Annotated in this window: 17 protein-coding genes; 4 read left to right on the plus strand and 13 right to left on the minus strand. The window is 56.5% G+C overall.

Features of this window, described 5'->3' with window-relative positions; all coding sequences use genetic code 11:
* Nucleotides 1–31: 31 nt before the first annotated feature.
* Nucleotides 32–601, minus strand: a complete 570-nt coding sequence (locus tag DVA43_RS12610) for a YbaY family lipoprotein (RefSeq protein WP_103178495.1) — start codon at nt 599–601, stop codon at nt 32–34.
* A gap of 208 nt (nt 602–809) precedes the next feature.
* On the opposite strand from DVA43_RS12610, the gene tesB reads away from it, so the two are divergent.
* Nucleotides 810–1,670: an acyl-CoA thioesterase II gene (tesB, locus tag DVA43_RS12615; protein WP_114315749.1), complete on the plus strand. Its 861-nt coding sequence runs from the start codon at nt 810–812 to the stop codon at nt 1,668–1,670.
* Nucleotides 1,671–1,766: 96 nt separating this feature from the next.
* Here the strand turns inward: tesB and amtB are convergent, their stop codons facing one another.
* The 5 genes from amtB to DVA43_RS12640 form a co-directional block, all read right to left on the minus strand.
* Nucleotides 1,767–3,053: an ammonium transporter AmtB gene (amtB, locus tag DVA43_RS12620; protein ID WP_032616850.1), complete on the minus strand. Its 1,287-nt coding sequence runs from the start codon at nt 3,051–3,053 to the stop codon at nt 1,767–1,769.
* Nucleotides 3,054–3,086: 33 nt separating this feature from the next.
* Complete coding sequence (gene glnK, locus DVA43_RS12625) at nt 3,087–3,425, minus strand: P-II family nitrogen regulator (RefSeq protein WP_103178493.1); 339 nt, start codon at nt 3,423–3,425, stop codon at nt 3,087–3,089.
* A 196-nt stretch (nt 3,426–3,621) separates the two neighbouring features.
* Nucleotides 3,622–5,400 carry a SmdB family multidrug efflux ABC transporter permease/ATP-binding protein gene (locus DVA43_RS12630; protein ID WP_114315750.1) on the minus strand — a complete coding sequence of 593 codons (1,779 nt, stop codon included), beginning with the start codon at nt 5,398–5,400 and terminating at the stop codon, nt 3,622–3,624.
* Nucleotides 5,393–7,165 (minus strand): SmdA family multidrug ABC transporter permease/ATP-binding protein, encoded by a 1,773-nt coding sequence (locus tag DVA43_RS12635; protein WP_114315751.1) that lies wholly within the window; start codon nt 7,163–7,165, stop codon nt 5,393–5,395. The genes DVA43_RS12630 and DVA43_RS12635 overlap by 8 nt, the downstream gene beginning before the upstream one ends.
* A 30-nt stretch (nt 7,166–7,195) precedes the next feature.
* Nucleotides 7,196–7,654: an Lrp/AsnC family transcriptional regulator gene (locus DVA43_RS12640; protein ID WP_168194496.1), complete on the minus strand. Its 459-nt coding sequence runs from the start codon at nt 7,652–7,654 to the stop codon at nt 7,196–7,198.
* 115 nt (nt 7,655–7,769) lie between these two features.
* Here DVA43_RS12640 and DVA43_RS12645 point away from each other — a divergent pair, with 115 nt between their 5' ends.
* Nucleotides 7,770–8,816, plus strand: a complete 1,047-nt coding sequence (locus tag DVA43_RS12645) for a PLP-dependent cysteine synthase family protein (protein WP_114315753.1) — start codon at nt 7,770–7,772, stop codon at nt 8,814–8,816.
* Between the two features lie 41 nt (nt 8,817–8,857).
* On the opposite strand, the gene cof is transcribed toward DVA43_RS12645, so the two are convergent.
* A complete protein-coding gene (gene cof, locus DVA43_RS12650) occupies nt 8,858–9,676 on the minus strand; it encodes an HMP-PP phosphatase (RefSeq protein WP_114315754.1) in 819 nt (272 codons plus the stop codon).
* A 100-nt stretch (nt 9,677–9,776) separates the two neighbouring features.
* On the opposite strand from cof, the gene DVA43_RS12655 reads away from it, so the two are divergent.
* Together DVA43_RS12655 and queC are read left to right on the plus strand one after the other, a co-directional pair.
* Nucleotides 9,777–11,477 carry an SgrR family transcriptional regulator gene (locus tag DVA43_RS12655; protein WP_114315755.1) on the plus strand — a complete coding sequence of 567 codons (1,701 nt, stop codon included), beginning with the start codon at nt 9,777–9,779 and terminating at the stop codon, nt 11,475–11,477.
* Between the two features lie 66 nt (nt 11,478–11,543).
* Nucleotides 11,544–12,239 carry a 7-cyano-7-deazaguanine synthase QueC gene (gene queC, locus DVA43_RS12660; RefSeq protein ID WP_103824048.1) on the plus strand — a complete coding sequence of 232 codons (696 nt, stop codon included), beginning with the start codon at nt 11,544–11,546 and terminating at the stop codon, nt 12,237–12,239.
* Nucleotides 12,240–12,291: 52 nt separating this feature from the next.
* Here the strand turns inward: queC and DVA43_RS12665 are convergent, their stop codons facing one another.
* The 6 genes from DVA43_RS12665 to clpX form a co-directional block, all read right to left on the minus strand.
* Entirely contained in the window at nt 12,292–12,690 is a 399-nt protein-coding gene (locus DVA43_RS12665; protein WP_039032384.1) for a YbgC/FadM family acyl-CoA thioesterase, read from the minus strand.
* A gap of 96 nt (nt 12,691–12,786) precedes the next feature.
* Nucleotides 12,787–13,173 carry a helix-hairpin-helix domain-containing protein gene (locus DVA43_RS12670; RefSeq protein WP_114315756.1) on the minus strand — a complete coding sequence of 129 codons (387 nt, stop codon included), beginning with the start codon at nt 13,171–13,173 and terminating at the stop codon, nt 12,787–12,789.
* Nucleotides 13,174–13,321: 148 nt separating this feature from the next.
* The gene (ppiD, locus tag DVA43_RS12675) at nt 13,322–15,193 is read right to left on the minus strand and encodes a peptidylprolyl isomerase (protein ID WP_114315757.1); all 1,872 of its coding nucleotides are present in this window, start codon (nt 15,191–15,193) and stop codon (nt 13,322–13,324) included.
* Nucleotides 15,194–15,403: 210 nt separating this feature from the next.
* Entirely contained in the window at nt 15,404–15,676 is a 273-nt protein-coding gene (gene hupB, locus DVA43_RS12680) for a nucleoid-associated protein HU-beta (RefSeq protein ID WP_002444653.1), read from the minus strand.
* A 210-nt stretch (nt 15,677–15,886) separates the two neighbouring features.
* A complete protein-coding gene (gene lon, locus DVA43_RS12685; RefSeq protein WP_103824044.1) occupies nt 15,887–18,241 on the minus strand; it encodes an endopeptidase La in 2,355 nt (784 codons plus the stop codon).
* 184 nt (nt 18,242–18,425) lie between these two features.
* On the minus strand, nt 18,426–19,700 hold the full coding sequence (clpX, locus tag DVA43_RS12690) for an ATP-dependent protease ATP-binding subunit ClpX (protein WP_103178482.1): 1,275 nt from the start codon (nt 19,698–19,700) through the stop codon (nt 18,426–18,428).
* Between the last annotated feature and the right edge of the window lie 69 nt (nt 19,701–19,769).

Genomic DNA, 19,769 nt, shown 5'->3' on the forward strand with positions numbered 1-19,769 from the left:
TGCCCCTCTCAGACGAGAGGGGCATAGGACATTAAAGCTGGGTTGGGGCCGGGGTAGCCGTAGAGGGGCTAACCTGGGTTGGTGACGTTGACGGCACCGTTGTCGGCGCACCGCCGCCAGGCTGCAGCGGCAGCGAGGTCTGCTGTACCGGCACCAGGACCAGATCGGCTTTGGTACCGCCCTGGTTGATCACCGGTTTAACGATATCAGTCATCAGGACAACCTTATCGTCGATAGTGATAGCTGCGCTCAGCAGGATGCGGGCGTTAGGCTGAACATCCGCCGGGTTAAACGGCAGTTCAAATTTAAATGGCGCCTGTTTACCCTCGGTACGCGTCGCCCGCTGCGCCAGAACTTTCGATGGCGAATCCGCCAGCGAAGCATCAGACAGGGTAACGGTTAACACTGCATCCGGCGGTAAAGCCACCTTCTGGCGGATCCAGATTGTACCTGAGACATTTGGCTGCTGAATGGTCGGCTGCGTCGCTACGCCAGCAGTGTTAGGGTTCGGCGCTGGCGTCTGAATGTCTGCGCTTTTGTCCGCGCAGGCAGAGAGAGCAACCGCTACCGCTAAACCACTTAACATGTGCACGAGTTTCATTGAGTTCTCCTTATCATCAATGCACCAGCGGGATCGATACCGCCAGATGAGTGGTTAACATAAAGATAACGAGACTAAGTGTGGCACAGATCAATTATTTATGCCTGGAATCCCCCTGTTATTCAGATTATTGCACCCATCGGACCACTTGCATTTCTGCGTTATACTCTGCGTATCTTTCGCCACGGCGTATTAATTGAGGACGACTATGAGTCAGGCACTAAGCAATCTGCTGACATTATTAAACCTGGAAAAAATTGAAGAAGGACTCTTTCGGGGACAAAGCGAAGATCTGGGATTACGCCAGGTTTTCGGCGGCCAGGTTGTGGGACAAGCCCTCTACGCTGCAAAAGAGACCGTACCTCAGGAGCGCTTTGTGCACTCCTTTCACAGCTATTTTCTGCGCCCTGGCGACAGCCAGAAACCGATCGTGTATGACGTTGAAGTCCTGCGCGACGGCACCAGTTTCAGCGCCCGCCGCGTGGCGGCGGTGCAAAACGGCAAGCCAATCTTTTACATGACCGCCTCATTCCAGGCGCCGGAGCCGGGCTATGAGCATCAGAAAGCGATGCCCCCTGCCCCCGCGCCTGACGCGTTGCGTTCCGAGACGGACATTGCCCGCGCGCTGGCGCACCTCCTGCCCTCGCAGGTTAAAGAGAAGTTTCTTTGCGATAAACCACTGGAGATCCGCCCGGTTGAGTTCCATAACCCAATGAAGGGTCATATCGCCGAGCCTGCCCGTCAGGTCTGGATCCGCGCGAACGGCGCGATGCCGGAAGATTTCCGCGTGCATCAATATCTGCTCGGTTATGCCTCCGACTTCAACTTCCTGCCGGTTGCCCTGCAACCGCACGGTGTGGGCTTCCTTGAGAAAGGGATGCAGGTTGCCACCATCGACCATTCGATGTGGTTCCACCGTCCGTTTAATATGAATGAGTGGCTGCTGTACAGCGTGGAGAGTACCTCGGCGTCGAGCGCCCGCGGGTTTGTTCGTGGTGAGTTTTATACCCAGGATGGCGTGCTGGTCGCTTCTACGGTGCAGGAAGGGGTGATGCGCAACCGCGGCTGATAAGAAAAAGCCGGGTGGCGGCTTCGCCTTACCCGGCTTACAAAAGCACAATCCGTAGGCCCGGTAAGCAAAGCGCCACCGGGCAATACTTTAACTTTACGCGTTGTATGCGTTCTCGCCGTGGCTGTTGACGTCCAGACCTTCGCGCTCCTGCTCTTCCGGTACGCGCAGCCCCACCGTCATGTCCGCCAGTTTGTAGCCGATAAAGGCCACCACACCCGACCAGACCACCGTGATGGCGATACTTTCCAACTGAACCAGAACCTGGTGACCCATGGTCACGCCTTCCGCATAACCCACGCCGCCAAGGGATGTTGAGGCGAAGAAGCCGGTCATGATGCAGCCGATGATGCCGCACACGCCATGCACGCCAAAGACATCACACGGGTCGTCCACACGCAGAACACGTTTCAGCGCCGTCACGCCCCACAGACCGGCCAGACCCGCCACGATACCGATGATCAGCGCGCCACCGACACCGACGAAGCCACAGGCCGGGGTGATGCCCACCAGACCAGCAATGGCACCGGAACAGGCACCCAGCAGCGAAGGCTTGCCGCGTACCGCCCACTCGCCAAAGATCCAGGAGAGGATAGCGCCCGCTGTCGCCACAACGGTATTCACGAAGGCCAGCGCCGCGATTTCATTTGCTGCGCTTGCGGAGCCAGCGTTAAAGCCAAACCAGCCGAAGTAGAGGATCGCGGTGCCAGTAAAGACCATCGGCAGGTTGTGCGGTTTGAACGCCTCTTTGCCGAAACCGACGCGTTTGCCAATCAGGTAAGCCCCCACCAGCCCCGCTACCGCGGCGTTGATATGCACAACGGTACCGCCCGCAAAGTCCAGTGCGCCATGAGAAGCCAGCAAGCCGCCACCCCAGACCATATGCGCCACCGGCACGTAGGAGAGCGTGAGCCACACCACCACGAAGATCAGCACGGCGGAGAAGCGGATACGTTCCGCCAGCGCCCCGACAATCAGCCCGACGGTGATACAGGCGAACGAGCCCTGGAACGCCACGTGGATGTACTGATAGAAGCTGCCCATGACCGCGGTCAGCTCGATATTTTTCAGCATCGCCCAGTTAAAGCTGCCGAAGAAGGCGTTGCCCTCCCCGAAGGCCAGCGAGTAGCCGTAAACCACCCACAGCACACAAACCAGCGCAAAGGTCACCGTCACCTGGGTGAGCATGGAGAGGACGTTTTTGCCGCGGATCAGGCCGCCGTAGAAGAGCGCGATCCCCGGAATGGTCATAAACAGCACCAGCGCGGTGCAAATCATCATAAAGGCGTTATCGGCTTTGTCTGCTACCGCGGGTGCAGCCATTGCCAGCCCCGGCAACAGCGCCAGAGACCCCAGACCTGCTTTAAGTGTTGTTGTGTTCATTTTCTCGATCCCTATCACTGTGTGCCTGCTGTTTTACAGTGCCGCTTCGTCGGCTTCGCCTGTACGAATGCGAATAACGCGTTGCAGCTCAGCAACGAAAATTTTGCCGTCGCCAATTTTGCCGGTGTAGGCTGCTTTGCTAATCACGTCGATGACTTCTTCCAGCTGATCGTCGGCAATCGCCACGTCAATCTTCACCTTTGGCAGAAAGTTGACGCTGTATTCCGCGCCACGGTAGAGCTCTGCATGCCCCTTCTGTCGACCAAAGCCTTTCACCTCGGTGACGGTCAGCCCTTGAATACCCATTGAAGAGAGTGCTTCACGCACGTCTTCGAGCTTGAATGGTTTGATTACCACGGTAACCAGCTTCATATATCCCCTCCAGTCAGAATTCGGTTTTGGCGAGCTAACGAAGGAGGTATTGCAAGGGGTGTGCCAAAATTGAAAAGGGCGTGAATACGAGGCATCGCGATAGATGGCGAAAAAAAACGCACCATGACAGTGCAGGGTGCGTTTCATTTTTGCACCAACCGATTCAGCGGCTGGCAGGTTGCTTAATTTTAGTGCATCAGGCGCTGAGGGACTCCTCCCGCGCGCTGGCGGCCAGCTCTTCGCCAGCGAGCTGCAGTTGATACATTTGCCAGTAACGCCCTTTCGCCTCAAGCAGTTGCTTATGGGTGCCGCGCTCAACCGCCTGGCCGCGGTGAAGCACCAGAATGGTATCTGCCTCAACTATGGTCGACAGACGGTGGGCAATCACCACCAGAGTGGTGTGCTCGCGTACCGCCGCCAGCGCCTGCTGGATAGCCTGCTCGGTGCCGGAATCGATGCTGGCGGTGGCTTCATCGAGGATGAGCACCTGCGGTGTATCGATCAACACCCGGGCCAGCGCTAATAGCTGCTTTTGTCCGACTGACAGATTGTTACCCTGCTCGCCCAGCCGGGTATGGATACCGTCGTGCAGGCCGCGGGCCAGCTCCGCCAGCTGTACTTTCTCCAGCACGTCCCACACCTGCTCTTCGCTAAAGGGCCGCCCCAGCGTCACGTTGGCATAGAAGGTGTCGGCCAGGACCACCGGATCCTGCTGCACCATAGCCACCCCTTTACGCAACACGGCGTGGCTCAGGGTCGAGAGCGGGCGCCCATCCAGACGAATTTCACCTTCGGTGAGCGGGTAGTAGCCCATCAGCAGGCTGGCGAGGGTACTTTTACCGCTGCCGGTATGCCCCACCAGCGCGACAAAGCTGCGGGACGGTACCGTCAGGTTGATATCCTGCAATACCAGACGATCGTCGCGATAGGCAAAGGAGACCTGATCAAATTCAATCTCGCCGCTTTGCAGTTCGCGCTCGTCATCGCCATAGGCCTGGCGCGGGCGATCCATCAGCTCAAAAACGCGCTCACCGGCAACAACCGCCTGCTGCAACATCGACTGCTGGGTAGTAAGTTCAATCAGCGGCTCATTAAGACGGCCCAGATAGCTGATAAAGGCATAAAGTACCCCCACTTCGATGGTGCCACGGGCGGCAAAGCCAAACTGCATCAGCAACCCACACAGCACCAGCGCCGAAAAGAGGCTTAACAGCGGGCGCAGCAGGAAACCGTCCAGACGCAGGGTCTGCATGCGGGCCATGTAGTGTGAGCGGCTGGCCTCGCCCATCCGCTCGCCAAAGCGCGCCTGCTGACGGAACTGCTGAATCACGCTCATGCCATTGATGACCTCGTTAAAGCCATCGTTGATATCCGCCAGATAGGTCCGCACCCGGCGCACAATCGGTGTGCTGTAGCGCTGATAAATGATCATCACAATCATCACCGCCGGGAAAATCGCCATCGCCACCAGCGCCATGCGCCACTCCAGGCTGAACATCGCCACCAGCATGGCGCCGACCAGAGCGGCGCTGCGCAGCACCGTCGCCACCACCGTGACATAGAGATCGCGGATCACTTCCGTATCGTTAGTCACTCGGGAAATAATCTGCCCGACAGGCTGGGTATCGAACGCGCTCAGCGGCTGGCGCAGCGCGGCGTCCATCACGTCGGTGCGCAACTGCTGCACCACCCCGACAGCAGCCTGGTTAAAGAGCAGCGACTGGGCATAGTGCAGCCCCGCCGCCAGCAACTGTAGCCCGACATAGGCCACCGCCAGCCCGGTGACTAAACCGAGCGGCAGATAGTTTTTCGCCACCATGTTGTCGATGAAATAGCTGATCAGCAGCGGCCCGGTCACTTCGGCTATCGCCGCAATCCACAGTAGCACCACCGCCAGCGTCAGCGGTTTGCGCCACGGCGAGCCATATGCCAGCAGGCGTTTAAGGGTGGGCCACAGCTGGGAAAAACTACGCATCGGCGGCCTCCTCTTCCGTTTCCGGCACCTCATCCAGCGCCGCTTCCAGTTGTTGATAACGGTACATATCGCGATACCAGCCCGGCTGTTCCGCCAGCTGTTCATGCTGCCCGCGCTGGGCAATGTGCCCGTGCTGCATCACCAGAATTTCGCTCGCCTCGGTCAGGGCCGAGAGACGATGGGCGCTGATAATTACCGTGCGCCCCTCCCCCCACTGTCGCAGGTTATGCAGGATCTGATGTTCAGTACGGCCATCGACGGCGGAAAGGGCATCGTCGAGGATCAGGATTTCGGCATTCAGCAGCAGCGCACGGGCGATGGAAATACGTTGCTTCTGCCCGCCCGACAGCATTACGCCGCGTTCGCCCACTTCGGTTTCATAGCCCTGCGGCAGGCGCAGGATATCGTCATGGACGCTGGCGAGACGCGCAACGTGCTCGATCTCCTCGCGTGTGGCGTGCGGACAACCCAGCGCAATATTATTCGCGACGGTATCGGAGAAGAGGAACGGCGTCTGGCTCACCACCGCAAGGCGGCTGCGCCAGCTATCCAGCCGCAGCTGCGGCAGCGGAATATCGTGGAAGCGGATCTCACCCTGAGGGATATCGAAGTGACGCTGGATCAGCGACAGAATAGTGCTCTTTCCGGCGCCTGTTGGGCCGCAGATGCCCAGCATCTGCCCCGGTTGCAGCGTAAAGTGGACGTTTTCGAGCGTCACCTGTTCCGTCTGCGGATAGCTAAAGGCGCGCACGGCGACATTCAGCTCGCCGCGTCCGTTTGGTACTGTCTCGCTACCGTCGTTGACCACCGGCGCTTCGGCGAGCATGGCGCGGATCCGGCTGTAGGCCGCACTGCCGCGCTCGACAATGTTGAACATCCAGGCCAGGGCCAGCATCGGCCAGATCATCAGCCCCAGATACATGGCAAAGCTGGTCAGCTGCCCGAGGGTCAGCGAGCCGTTAATTACCATCCAGCTTCCGCCACCAATGGCCAGCAGGTTAGCGGTGCCGATGGCGATATAAATCGTGGGATCAAAACGGGCGTCAATCCGGGCGACGCGCAGGTTTTTAGCCCCGGTATCCGCCGCGTCGGCGGCAAACAGCGCCGACTGACGATCTTCCAGGCCAAAGGCTTTGATCATCCGGATACTGGTCAGGCTCTCCTGAGTACGGTCGTTAAGAGAGGAGAAGGCCGCCTGCGCCAGCTTGAAGCGCTGGTGAAGCTGGTCGCCGTAGCGTTTGATCGCCAGGGCCATCAGCGGCATCGGCAGCAGCGCCAGCAGGGTTAACTGCCAGCTGATTTGGGTCGACATGACGATCAGCACCGCGCAGCCCATCACCAGCGAGTCCACGAGGGTCAATACCCCTTCCCCGGCGGCAAAGACCACGCGATCCACGTCATTGGTGGCGCGGGCAATCAGGTCGCCGGTGCGGTGACGCAGATAAAACTCCGGATGCTGGCGGCTGAGCTGGCGGTAAAAATCTTCCCGCAGCTCGACGGCAAGCTGGTATGACGCACCGAATAACAGCACGCGCCAGACATAGCGTAGCAGGTAGACCACCACCGCCGTCAGGACCAGCGTGCCGATCCACATCATCACCCGTGCGGTGGTGTAATGCTGTTCCGTAACGCCATCCACAACGTAGCCCACCACTTTTGGCGGGATGAGCTGCAGAATGGCAATAATAATAAGCAGGGCGACTGCACCGAGATAGCGTTGCCACTCCCGGCGAAAGTACCAGCTTAACTGAGCAAATAATCGCACGCGGTCTTTTCCTGAGGATTGTATTCCGGGTTATTCAATGGGTAAGGCGGTGGTGTATTTTATCTGTTCCATCGCAAAGCTGGAGGTGACATCCGACAGACCCGGCACGCTGTTGACCAGCCGTTTATAGAAGTCATCATAGCGCTTCATGTCTGCTACCTGTACGCGCATCAGGTAGTCATATTCGCCCGCCATGCGCCAGAAGCCCAGCACTTCCGGCATCTGTGAGACCACGCTGACGAATCCACAGTACCAGTCGCTACTGTGGTGCTGCGTTTTTATCAGCACAAACGCCGTCAGGCCAAGCCCCAGTTTTTCGGGATCGAGCAGCGCCACACGCCCCAGCAATATGCCTTCGTCTTCGAGCCGTTTCAGGCGTTTCCAGCAGGGCGTGGTGGTCAGATTAACGGCATCCGCCAGCGCCTGCAAAGAGAGGGTGCAGTCACTTTGTAGTAAGGAGAGCAGCTTACGGTCAATTTTATCTAGCATAACCACCCCGCAGAGAAAATTTTTCTCCTTACATTCTATTTTAAAGGCCAGATAGCAACAATTTTTTCTGTGCTTTTCGATATGCTGGGCACAAAATGACAAATGGATAACTTCGATGAATAGCACCTGGGTTAAAAACGCCATCAGTGAAATTAACGCTGATTATCAGCGCTCGGCGGACACTCACCTTATTCGCCTTGCCCTGCCCGGTTTTCCGGGTATCCAGCTCTATCTGAAAGACGAAAGTACCCACCCCACCGGCAGCCTGAAGCACCGTCTGGCGCGCTCGCTGTTCCTGTATGGGCTGTGTAACGGCTGGATCAATGAAGGCACCACCATCATTGAATCCTCCTCCGGTTCCACCGCCGTTTCCGAGGCCTATTTCGCTCGCCTGCTCGGCCTGCCGTTTATCGCCGTCATGCCGTCGTGTACGGCAAAACGTAAAATTGAACAGATCGAATTTTACGGTGGCCGCTGTCACTTTGTGGAAAGCGCCTGTGAAATTTATGCCGCCTCAGAGATGCTGGCCCGGGAGCTGAACGGCCACTATATGGACCAGTTTACCTTCGCAGAGCGGGCCACCGACTGGCGCGGCAATAACAACATTGCCGACAGTATCTTCCGCCAGATGCAGAATGAGCCCCACCCGGTACCGGCCCATATCGTGATGAGCGCGGGCACCGGCGGCACCTCGGCCACTATTGGCCGCTATATTCGCTGCCAGGGTTACGATACCCGTCTTATGGTCGTGGATCCGCAGAACTCCGTATTCCTGGATTACTGGCAGCAGCGCGATCCTGCCCTGCGCAGCCCGGTCGGGAGCAAAATCGAAGGGATTGGCCGCCCGCGCGTCGAACCGTCGTTTATCCCGGACGTGGTGGACGAGATGCTCCGCGTGCCGGATGCCGCCAGCGTCGCCACCGCCCTCTGGCTGGAAACGCAGCTGGGCCGCAAGGTGGGGGCCTCAACCGGCACCAATATGTGGGGCGCGTTACAGCTGGCCGCGCGGATGCGTGAGGCAGGGCAAACCGGCTCGGTCGTGACGCTGCTGTGCGACAGCGGTGAGCGCTATCTGGAGACCTATTACAATGCCGAATGGGTGAAAGCGAATATTGGCGATGTAACGCCCTGGCTGGCGGAGATTGCCCGGCTGGTAAAATAAAAAAAAGCCAGACGTTCGTCTGGCTTGCTGGAAGGGTCTCACTATTCGGGGGAATAAGGAAGATCAGGTGTATCCAGCCAATGGGTTAAGAAGTGGGACACGGCCTCGTTGCGGCAGTGTCCAATAACCGGTAAATGTGCGAGCTCGGCGATCAGCTGTGGCATCGCATTGCCCATAATCAGGCCGCGTCCCACGCTGCCCAGCATCTCGCGATCGTTCATCGCATCGCCAAACGCCATACACTCCTCCAGGCTCAGGCCCAGATGTTCGCTCAGCACCGCCAGCGCGGAGCCTTTGTTGCACCCGACCGGCAGCACCTCCAGACAATCGATGGCCGAGAAGGTGAGATGTGCGCGGCTGCCCAGCGCCTCGTTGAGCTGAATGCGCAGGCGACACAGATCGTCATGATCGCCACAAAAACAGATTTTCGTCACCGCATGGGCCGGGATACGGCGCAGATCGGTCAGCTGATACTGGAAGCCGCTGTAGACATGCGCTTCCAGCAACGCCGGGATTTCCTTGCCTGTCAGCCAGCCGGTATCGTTAAAAACGTGAATGCTGGCCTGCGTATCCCATGTGCTGTGCAGCACCTGTTCTGCTACATCCGGGGCGAGATCCTGACGATAAAGCACCTCTCCCTCCAGAGAGTGAATGCGCGTGCCGTTGCCGGTAATCAAAAAGGCGTCGAGGGAGAGCGCCCCCATTAAATGGCGCATCTCCAGCACATGACGGCCCGTGGCGAAGGTGAGCGTGATATCGCGCTCACGCAGCCGCTTAAGCACGCTCAGCGTCTTATCACCTAAACGGTGATCCGGCATTAACAAGGTGCCGTCCATATCAAATGCCGCCAGCCGCGCCATGGGAACTCCAAAAATGTGAAGGGGTAACTTGTGCAACAGTATTGCCTGGTATATACGGAAGTAATACTGAATAGATGGAAATTATTGTTCCGGGTTTACGATGCGCCAGCTTAATCGACTTAATCAGTACCAGCGACTGTGGCAGCCCTCTGCCGGTGCGCCCCAGCAGGTCAGCGTGGCAGAGCTGGCGAGCCGCTGTTTTTGCAGTGAACGGCACGTCCGCACCCTGCTGCGCCAGGCGCAAGAGGCGGGCTGGCTCAGTTGGCATGCGCAGTCCGGCCGCGGAAAGCGCGGCGAACTACGTTTTTACGTCACGCCGGAATCGTTACGTAACGCGATGATGGAAGAGGCGCTGAAAAGCGGGCATCAGCAGAATGCCCTGGCGCTGGCCCAACTGGCACCCCAGGCGCTGCGTGCCCTGCTGCATCCTTTTCTCGGCGGGCAGTGGCAGAATGACACCCCGACGCTGCGCATTCCCTATTACCGTCCACTCGATCCGCTCCAGCCTGGTTTTCTGCCGGGCCGCGCTGAACAGCATCTTGTAGGACAGATCTTTTCCGGACTGACCCGGTTCGACGATACCCGCAGCGAACCCGTGGGCGATCTGGCGCATCACTGGGAGATCTCGGCCGACGGGCTGCGCTGGCATTTCTACATTCGCTCCACGCTGCACTGGCACAACGGGGATAAAGTCGAGGCAACCCAGCTCCAGAGCCAGCTGGCGAAGCTGCTTACCCTTCCCGCGCTGCGCAAGCTGTTTAACAGCGTGGGGCAAATTGAGGTTACCCATCCTCAGTGCCTGACTTTTGTATTACACCAACCCGACTACTGGCTGGCGCACCGGCTGGCAAGCTATTGCAGCCGTCTCGCCCACCCAGAAGAGCCTCTGACGGGGAGCGGGCCGTTTCGGCTGGCGATCTTCGACGCGGATCTGGTCCGGCTGGAAAGCCACGAGCAGTACCATCTCGGACATCCTCTACTGAAAGCGATTGAATACTGGATCACGCCTCAGCTTTTTGACCAGGATTCAGGCACCAGCTTTCGCCATCCGGCGCAGATTGCCATCGGTGAGCCGGAGGAGCTTGCCAGCCTGCGGCCGGTCAGTAACAGCATCAGCCTCGGTTTTTGTTACCTCACGCTGAAACAGAGCGACCGTTTAAGCGAGGCGCAGGCCCGCAGGCTGATCGACATTATTCATCACACGTCGCTGCTGCATACCCTGCCGCTGGACGAAAACCTCATCACGCCGACCCAGGAGTTGCTGCCAGGCTGGTCAATCCCGCAGTGGACGCGGGAACAGGAGGCCGTTCTGCCGGATACGCTCACCCTGCTTTATCACCTGCCGGTGGAGTTGCATACCATGGCGGAACAGCTGAAACGCTATCTGGCGCAGGAAGGATGTCAGCTTAGAGTGATGTTTCATGACGCTAAAACCTGGGATGGCTGCACCGCCCTGGCGGAGGCGGATATCATGATGGGGGACAGGTTAATTGGCGAGGCGCCAGAGTACACCCTGGAGCAGTGGTTGCGCTGCGATGCCCTGTGGCCTTATCTGCTCAGCGCGCCGGAATTTGCGCACCTGATGGCGACCCTGGATGCCGTTCAGACCCAGCCCAACCCATCTGCCCGCCATCTGGCGCTGAAAGAGGTTTACTCCCGCCTGATGGCGCGTGGCGTGCTGACGCCGCTGTTCAACTATCAGTATCAAATCAGCGCTCCGCCGGGGGTAAATGGCATCCGCCTGAATCCGCGCGGCTGGTTTGACTTTACCGAGGCCTGGCTGCCTGCGCCGAAAACGTGAAGAAGCTGGTCGCCGCCACGGCCAGACGTTACCATAGTTTTTTAACCGTCAAAGTTGGGAAGATTAATGAAACGTGCCGTTGTCGTGTTCAGTGGAGGTCAGGACTCCACGACCTGTCTGGTTCAGGCTCTGCAGCAATATGATGAAGTCCATTGTGTGACTTTTGACTATGGTCAGCGCCATAGCGAAGAGATTGAGGTCGCGCAGAAACTGGCGGTGAAACTCGGCGCACGGGCGCATAAGGTGCTGGATGTCACTCTGCTGAATGAACTGGCGGTGAGCAGCCTCACCCGGGACAGCATTCCGGTGCCGGACTACGAACCGGATGCCGAGGGGATCCCGAATACCTTCGTACCGGGGCGTAATATCCTCTTCCTGACCCTGACGGCCATCTATGCTTACCAGGTGAAAGCCGAGGCAATCATTACCGGCGTGTGCGAAACCGATTTTTCCGGCTACCCGGACTGCCGCGACGAGTTTGTTAAAGCCCTCAACCACGCCGTGAACCTCGGCATGGCTAAAGATATCCGCTTCGAAACGCCGCTAATGTGGCTCGATAAAGCCGAAACCTGGGCGCTGGCCGACTACTGGGGCAAGCTGGATCTGGTGCGTAACGAAACGCTCACCTGCTACAACGGCATTCAGGGCGATGGTTGCGGCCAGTGCGCCGCCTGTAACCTGCGCGCCAACGGTCTGAATCACTATCTGGCGGATAAAGCCGGGGTGATGGCGGCTCTGAAGAAAAAAACTGGTCTTAACTGACCGGAGCGGTCTGCCGGGTGAAAAGACGCTTCGCCCGGCATCAGAAGCGGGGTTATTTGATTAACAGCTCCAGCTTCTCACGTAACTCCCCCTCCAGCGGCAGCGCTTTCTGCGTTTTCAGATCGATGCAGACAAAGGTAATTAACGCATCTGCCACCACCTGTCCTTCCGGCTCTAGGGTGATCACCTGACTCAGTACCCCACTTTTCCCGTTTAACTGCTGTAGCTGGCTGGTCACGGTGAGTAGATCGCTGAGCACTGCGGGACGGCGATAGTTGATATTGATGTTCGCCACCACAAAAGCGATACGGTGTGCGGTCATCCATTGAAAACTGTCGCTGTTTTCCAGTCCATCCCAGCGCGCCTCTTCGAGGAACTCCAGATAACGGGCGTTATTAACGTGTTGGTAAACATCCAGGTGGTAGCCGCGTACTTTGATTTGGGTCTGCATAGCGCAATAGCCTTTAGAGTTGTTATTTATAAGATTCAGAGGTCATAACTGGTATGACCTCCTTATCCTGGCAAATTTTTGCCACTGTGCAAGTTATTACAGCATCAGCTGCGCAAGATTACGCTCCACCAGCGCCCCACCCATACCAGGAACCTGCCGGAGATCGTCCAGGGTTTTAAACGGACCGTACTCTTCGCGGTAACTGACGATCGCCTGGGCTTTCTTTATCCCTACGCCATTCATCACCTTTGCCAGCTCCTCTGCCGATGCAGAATTAATGCTGACCCGCACCCCTTCCTCTTCGCCATTATTGCTGCTCGCGACGGCTTTCGACTGCGGTGACGACGTGGCGGAGGCCGACGGCTCAGATTTGCTTTGTGTGACCTGCGTTTTCGCGACCGAGGATGCCGCCAGCGCGCTCTGGCTCAGCCCCGCCGTTACGATGGCAAGCGTGACAAAAAGGGCTTTGATTCCATGTTTCATGCTGTTTTCTCCTTGTTTGTTGACAGCCCCCTTACCTTATTCGGGCCGCTTTTCAGGAACAAATAGCAGATTGCAGAAATGGAAAAGGCCGCGAAAGCGGCCTTTTGGTATTGCAGTATGTTGCTTAAGTTTGCGAGCAGCGCCGTAATTACTGCTGAGTGATGATATCGCCCAGCTTAATTTTGGCTTCTTTACGCAGGTTGCTCATCAACGCTTCGAAAGCGATTTGCGCGTTGTTCTGGGTGATACCCTGAACCATCGCTTTCTTCTGCGCTTCCGGCATGGTGCCCGCTTTGACTTCATCCAGCGCCAGAATCACCACGTTGCCCTGCATATCGTTGGCGATACCAAAGCTCGGTTTGTCTTTCGCAGGCTGGCTCAGGGTAAATGCCGCCTGGCTGATCGGATCCTGACCGGTACGGCTCAGGGTCTTCGCCTCACCAAAGCTCAGGCCAGCCGCTTTCAGCGCTTCATCACCTTTACCGGCTTTCAGCTCAGCCAGCAGCTTTTCAGCATCCAGCTTCGCCTGTTGAACGGCTTTGTTATGCTTCACCAGCGCAGTAATCTGATCTTTCACCTCGTCCAGCGGCTTAACAGCCTCCGGCTTGTGCTCACTCACACGCAGAACAAAGGCGCGGTCGCCGTCCACGGTGATGATGTCGGAGTTGCTGCCCGGGGTGCCGTTTTCGCCCACCAGACCGCCACTGAAGATGGCATCCGCCACTGGCTTGAAGTTCAGCTCTTCCGGCAGGTTGTCACGATCAAACCAACCGGTGGTGACCGCTTTCGCGCCCGCAGCCTGCTCAGCACCCGCCAGGGATTCGTTGTCATTGCTGGCCGCATCGCTCACTTTCTGCTGCAACGCATAGAAGCCATCCAGCGCTTTCTCCTGCTTCACTTTCGCCGCGATCTCATCATGGACGTCAGCCAGCGGTTTGGTTGTCGCAGGGGTGATATCATCCAGACGTGCCACCAGGAAACCGACGGAAGATTTAATCACGCCAGAAAGTTGACCTTTCTCTTTCAGGCCGGCATTTTTCAGCTCGTCCGGGGTGGTCGCCTCTTCCAGCCAACCCATGTCACCGCCGTTTTTCGCAGAGATGATATCGGTGGACTTCTCTTTTGCGACCGTTGCAAAGTCGGTGCCTTTATTCAGCTCATCCAGCGCCGCTTTAGCGTCAGCTTCCGTTTTGGTCTGGATCACGCTGTAACGGTTACGCTGTGGCTGAGTGAACTGATCCTGATGCTGATCGTAGTAAGACTGGATCTCCGCATCGGTGGCGTTTTCCTGCATCGCAGCCGCATCCAGCTTGATGTAGCTCACGCGGAACTGTTCCGGGGCGGTGAAGTTGTTTTTGTTCTGCTCGTAGTAGCTTTTCACCTCTTCGTCGCTCGCCTGCTGTTTCGCAGCCAGGGCGTTAACGTCGAAAGTGGCTTCGCGCACGACGCGCTGCTGAGCAACCAGCGTCGCCAGCTCGTCCGCTTCGCCCTTAAGCATGAAGTCGGTGCCCACAACAGCGTTAATAAGCTGCTGAGTGGTGAGCTGATTGCGCAGCGCCTGAGCGTATTGATCCGGCGTCATCCCCATCTGATTAACGATGGCGGTATAACGGGTGTTATCGAATTTGCCGTTATTCTGGAAAGCAGGGGTCGCGAAAATCGCATTCTTCACCTGGTCATCGCTGATGCTCAGACCCAGTTCACGGGCATACTGATCCAGCAGCGCTTCATCGATAAGACGGTTCAGCGTCTGCTGACGCAGGTTCTTCATGTACCCTTCGTTCGCCGCCAGTTCTGAGAACCGATCGCCCAGCTGTTGCTGCATGCGGTTACGTTCACCGGCAAATGCATTCTCAAACTGCCCACGGCTAATTTCCTGGTCGTTCACTTTTGCGGCGTAGTTTGCACTACCGCCAATCAGGTATCCGCTCACGCCGGTCAATATGAACGACACGATAATGATACCGAAAATAATCTTGAGCACGAGACTGTTAGCAGCCGTGCGTAAGCTGTCCATCATGGTGTAACCACACTCCGCTGTAGGTGACTGGTGACCTGACGCTGGCGGAATCCTGACCGCAGCGCGTAAAGGCGTATTGTGACAAGAAACCGGGGCTATTGTCAGCCCACAACTCGCATAAACTCACATAAATCAGGTCTGGACAAACAAAAAAGGCACATCAAATGATGCGCCCTTGTACTTTTCAACTTCCCTGAAGTAAGAAAGCGATCAGTTTACCGCGTCTTTCAGCGCTTTGCCGGCACGGAAGCCAGGCACTTTAGCAGCAGCGATGGTGATCTCTTTACCGGTCTGAGGGTTGCGGCCAGTACGGGCAGCACGCTCTTTAACAGCAAAAGTACCAAAACCTACCAGCGCTACGTCGTCCCCAGCCTGCAGAGATTCGGTAACAGAAGCAATCAAAGCATCTAACGCACGTCCAGCCGCAGCTTTGGAGATGTCAGCACCCGCAGCAATTTTGTCAATCAGTTGAGATTTATTCACTCTTCTCTTCCTCTCTTTATAATTTATATCGCGTCTGAATCCTTCACAACGCGACCGCGCAGCAGTTATATCAGGCCTGCCATGACCTTACAACACCCGTTGTTGATGGCTAGCCCAATCAGCAATCTAAATTAGCTATACAAAAAAAGGCTGGCAAGCCCGAAATAGCTCACCAACCTTTTTTTTATTGACGCTCTTTGCGCGAGGTCACTATTTTGCGGTCACAACCTGCATTCCTGAAGGCTCATTCTGCAACGCAAGTGTCAGAACTTCCTCAATACGTTTCACCGGATGAATCTCCAGATCGGCGATAACGTTATCCGGAATCTCTTCCAGATCGCGCTTATTCTCATACGGGATGAGGACCGTTTTAATGCCACCGCGGTGTGCCGCCAGCAGTTTCTCTTTCAAACCGCCAATCGGCAGGACCTGACCACGCAGGGTGATTTCACCGGTCATTGCCACATCGGCACGAACCGGGTTACCGGTCAGGCAAGAAACCAGCGCGGTACACATAGCGATACCTGCGCTTGGGCCATCTTTCGGCGTTGCCCCTTCCGGCACGTGAACGTGAATATCGCGTTTTTCGTAGAAGTCCGGATTAATACCCAGTTTTTCCGCACGCGCGCGCACCACGGTCAGCGCAGCCTGAATGGACTCCTGCATCACTTCACCCAGCGAGCCGGTGTAGGTCAGCTTACCTTTACCCGGTACGCAGGCGGTTTCAATGGTCAGCAGATCGCCGCCAACTTCCGTCCATGCCAGACCCGTTACCTGTCCGACGCGGTTTTCGCTGTCCGCACGGCCATAGTCGTAGCGCTGAACACCGAGGTATTCGTGCAGGTTGTCGCCAGTGATTTCAATGTGCTTCAGCGATTTATCGAGCAGCAGCTGTTTAACCGCTTTACGACACAGCTTGGAGATTTCACGCTCCAGGCTACGCACGCCCGCTTCACGGGTGTAGTAACGAATGATGCCGATAATCGCGCTGTCATCAACGGTCAGTTCGCTCTCTTTCAGGGCGTTACGTTCAATCTGCTTCGACAGCAGGTGACGACGGGCAATGTTCAGCTTTTCGTCTTCGGTGTAGCCAGAAAGACGGATCACTTCCATACGATCCAGCAGCGGCGCCGGGATGTTCATGGAGTTAGAGGTCGCCACGAACATCACATCGCTCAGGTCGTAGTCCACTTCCAGGTAGTGATCGCTAAACGCCACGTTCTGCTCTGGATCCAGCACTTCAAGCAGGGCAGAAGCCGGATCGCCACGCATATCGGACGACATTTTGTCGATCTCATCCAGCAGGAACAGCGGGTTTTTAACGCCCACTTTCGCCATCTTCTGGATCAGTTTGCCCGGCATTGAGCCGATATAGGTCCGGCGGTGACCGCGGATTTCCGCCTCGTCACGCACGCCGCCCAGCGCCATACGGATGTATTTACGACCGGTGGCTTTGGCAATGGACTGCCCCAGAGAGGTTTTACCCACCCCCGGCGGCCCGACCAGGCAGAGAATTGGCCCCTTGAGCTTATTCACACGGCTCTGAACCGCAAGATACTCAAGGATGCGATCTTTGACACGCTCAAGACCGTAGTGGTCGGTATCCAGGATCTCCTGGGCCTGACGCAGGTCTTTTTTGACCTTGCTGCGGGCGTTCCACGGAACCTGAACCATCCACTCGATATAGCCGCGTACAACGGTCGCTTCAGCCGACATCGGAGACATCATTTTCAGCTTCTGCAGCTCTGCTTCCGCTTTCTCTTTCGCCTCTTTCGGCATTTTCGCCGCGTCGATCTTACGCTTCAGCGCTTCGTTTTCGTCCGGCGCGTCGTCCATCTCGCCGAGCTCTTTCTGAATAGCCTTCATCTGCTCGTTCAGATAGTACTCGCGCTGCGATTTCTCCATCTGCTTCTTCACGCGGTTGCGAATGCGTTTCTCAACCTGCAGCAGATCGATTTCAGACTCCATCATCGCCATCAGATATTCCAGACGCTCGTTGACGTCGGACATCTCCAGCACGGACTGTTTGTCCGCCAGCTTCAGCGGCATGTGCGCAGCGATGGTGTCAGCCAGACGTGCAGGATCGTCGATGCTGTTCAGCGACGTCAGCACTTCTGGTGGGATTTTTTTGTTCAGCTTGATGTAGCCTTCAAACTGACTGATCGCGGTGCGAACCAGCACCTCCTGCTCACGCTCGTCCAGCTGAGGTGAGTCAAGGTATTCGGCTTTTGCTGCGAAGTGTTCGCCATCATCAGATAGCGTGGTAATACGCGCACGCTGCAGCCCCTCGACCAGCACCTTGACAGTGCCATCAGGCAGCTTCAGCATTTGTAAAATAGAGGCCACGGTCCCGACGGTGAAAAGATCGTTTACACCCGGCTCATCCGTTGATGCTTCTTTCTGCGCAACCAGCATGATTTTTTTATCATGATCCATGGCGGCTTCAAGGCAACGGATAGATTTTTCCCGCCCTACAAATAAGGGTATGACCATGTGCGGATAAACCACCACATCGCGCAACGGCAATACGGGGATTTCAATGCGTTCAGAACGCTCAGGATTCATAGAGCTCTCTCTTAGTTTAGTGTCCGCCTGGTAAGCTGGTCATGAGACTGTGCTTCACATAACCATTAACATGTAATCCAGTATATGGGGATGTTTCCCACACATTCAACGCCATGTTTACGGAAAAATAAAAGGGGGGATTAAATCCCCCCTTTTTGATTAACTACTTGTATGCTCTGGTGAATTATTCGCCAGATGCCTGCTGCGCTTCCGGCGTACCGTAAATCAGCAGCGGCTTGCTTTGACCGGCAATCACGGACTCGTCGATGACCACTTTCTCGACCTCTTCCAGAGAAGGCAGGTCGTACATGGTATCGAGCAGGGCTGCTTCAACAATTGAACGCAGGCCACGGGCACCGGTTTTACGCGCCATCGCTTTCTTGGCAATTGCGTCCAGCGCTTCGTCGCGGAATTCCAGTTCAACGCCTTCAAGATTGAACAACGCCTGATACTGCTTGGTCAGGGCGTTTTTCGGCTCTTTCAGAATTTGAATCAGCGCATCTTCGCTCAGTTCTGTCAGCGTGGCGACAACCGGCAGACGGCCGATGAACTCAGGGATCAGACCAAACTTGATCAGATCTTCTGGCTCAACCTGCATCAGCAGCTCGCCCTCTTTCGCTTTTTCAGACTTCGCTTTTACGGTGGCGCCAAAGCCAATACCCGAGCCGGTTTCAACACGGTTAGCGATGACTTTATCCAGGCCGGCAAACGCGCCGCCACAGATAAACAGGATCTTGGAGGTATCAACCTGCAGGAACTCCTGCTGAGGATGCTTACGACCGCCCTGCGGTGGAACCGCGGCAACCGTCCCTTCGATCAGTTTCAGCAATGCCTGCTGCACACCTTCACCGGACACGTCACGGGTGATCGATGGGTTATCGGATTTACGCGAGATTTTATCGATCTCATCGATATACACGATACCGCGCTGTGCCTTCTGCACATCGTAATCACATTTCTGCAGCAGTTTCTGGATGATGTTTTCCACATCTTCACCCACATAACCGGCTTCGGTCAGGGTGGTGGCATCGGCCATAGTAAATGGAACATCCAGCAGACGTGCCAGGGTTTCTGCCAGCAGGGTTTTACCGGAACCGGTTGGGCCGATCAGCAAAATGTTACTTTTGCCCAGCTCAACGCCGTTGCTGTTATCCCCGTTACGCAGACGTTTGTAGTGGTTGTACACCGCCACTGCCAGCACTTTTTTCGCCTGTTCCTGACCGATGACATAATCATCAAGATGATGACGAATCTCATGCGGGGTCGGTAACGCGCTGCGCTCACGGTGTGGTGCGACTTCTTTAATCTCTTCGCGGATGATGTCGTTACATAAGTCGACACATTCGTCGCAGATATACACGGATGGCCCGGCAATCAGTTTGCGCACTTCATGCTGGCTTTTGCCGCAAAAAGAGCAGTAAAGCAGTTTGCCCGATCCATCTTTGCGTTTATCTGTCATGAGTCAAAACCTCTTTTTAAGTTCTTTGTGCCGCACATGACGACGCAAATGCCATTCTCAGACGCAAGC

This window comes from Leclercia sp. W6 (assembly GCF_003336345.1).
GTDB lineage: Bacteria > Pseudomonadota > Gammaproteobacteria > Enterobacterales > Enterobacteriaceae > Enterobacter.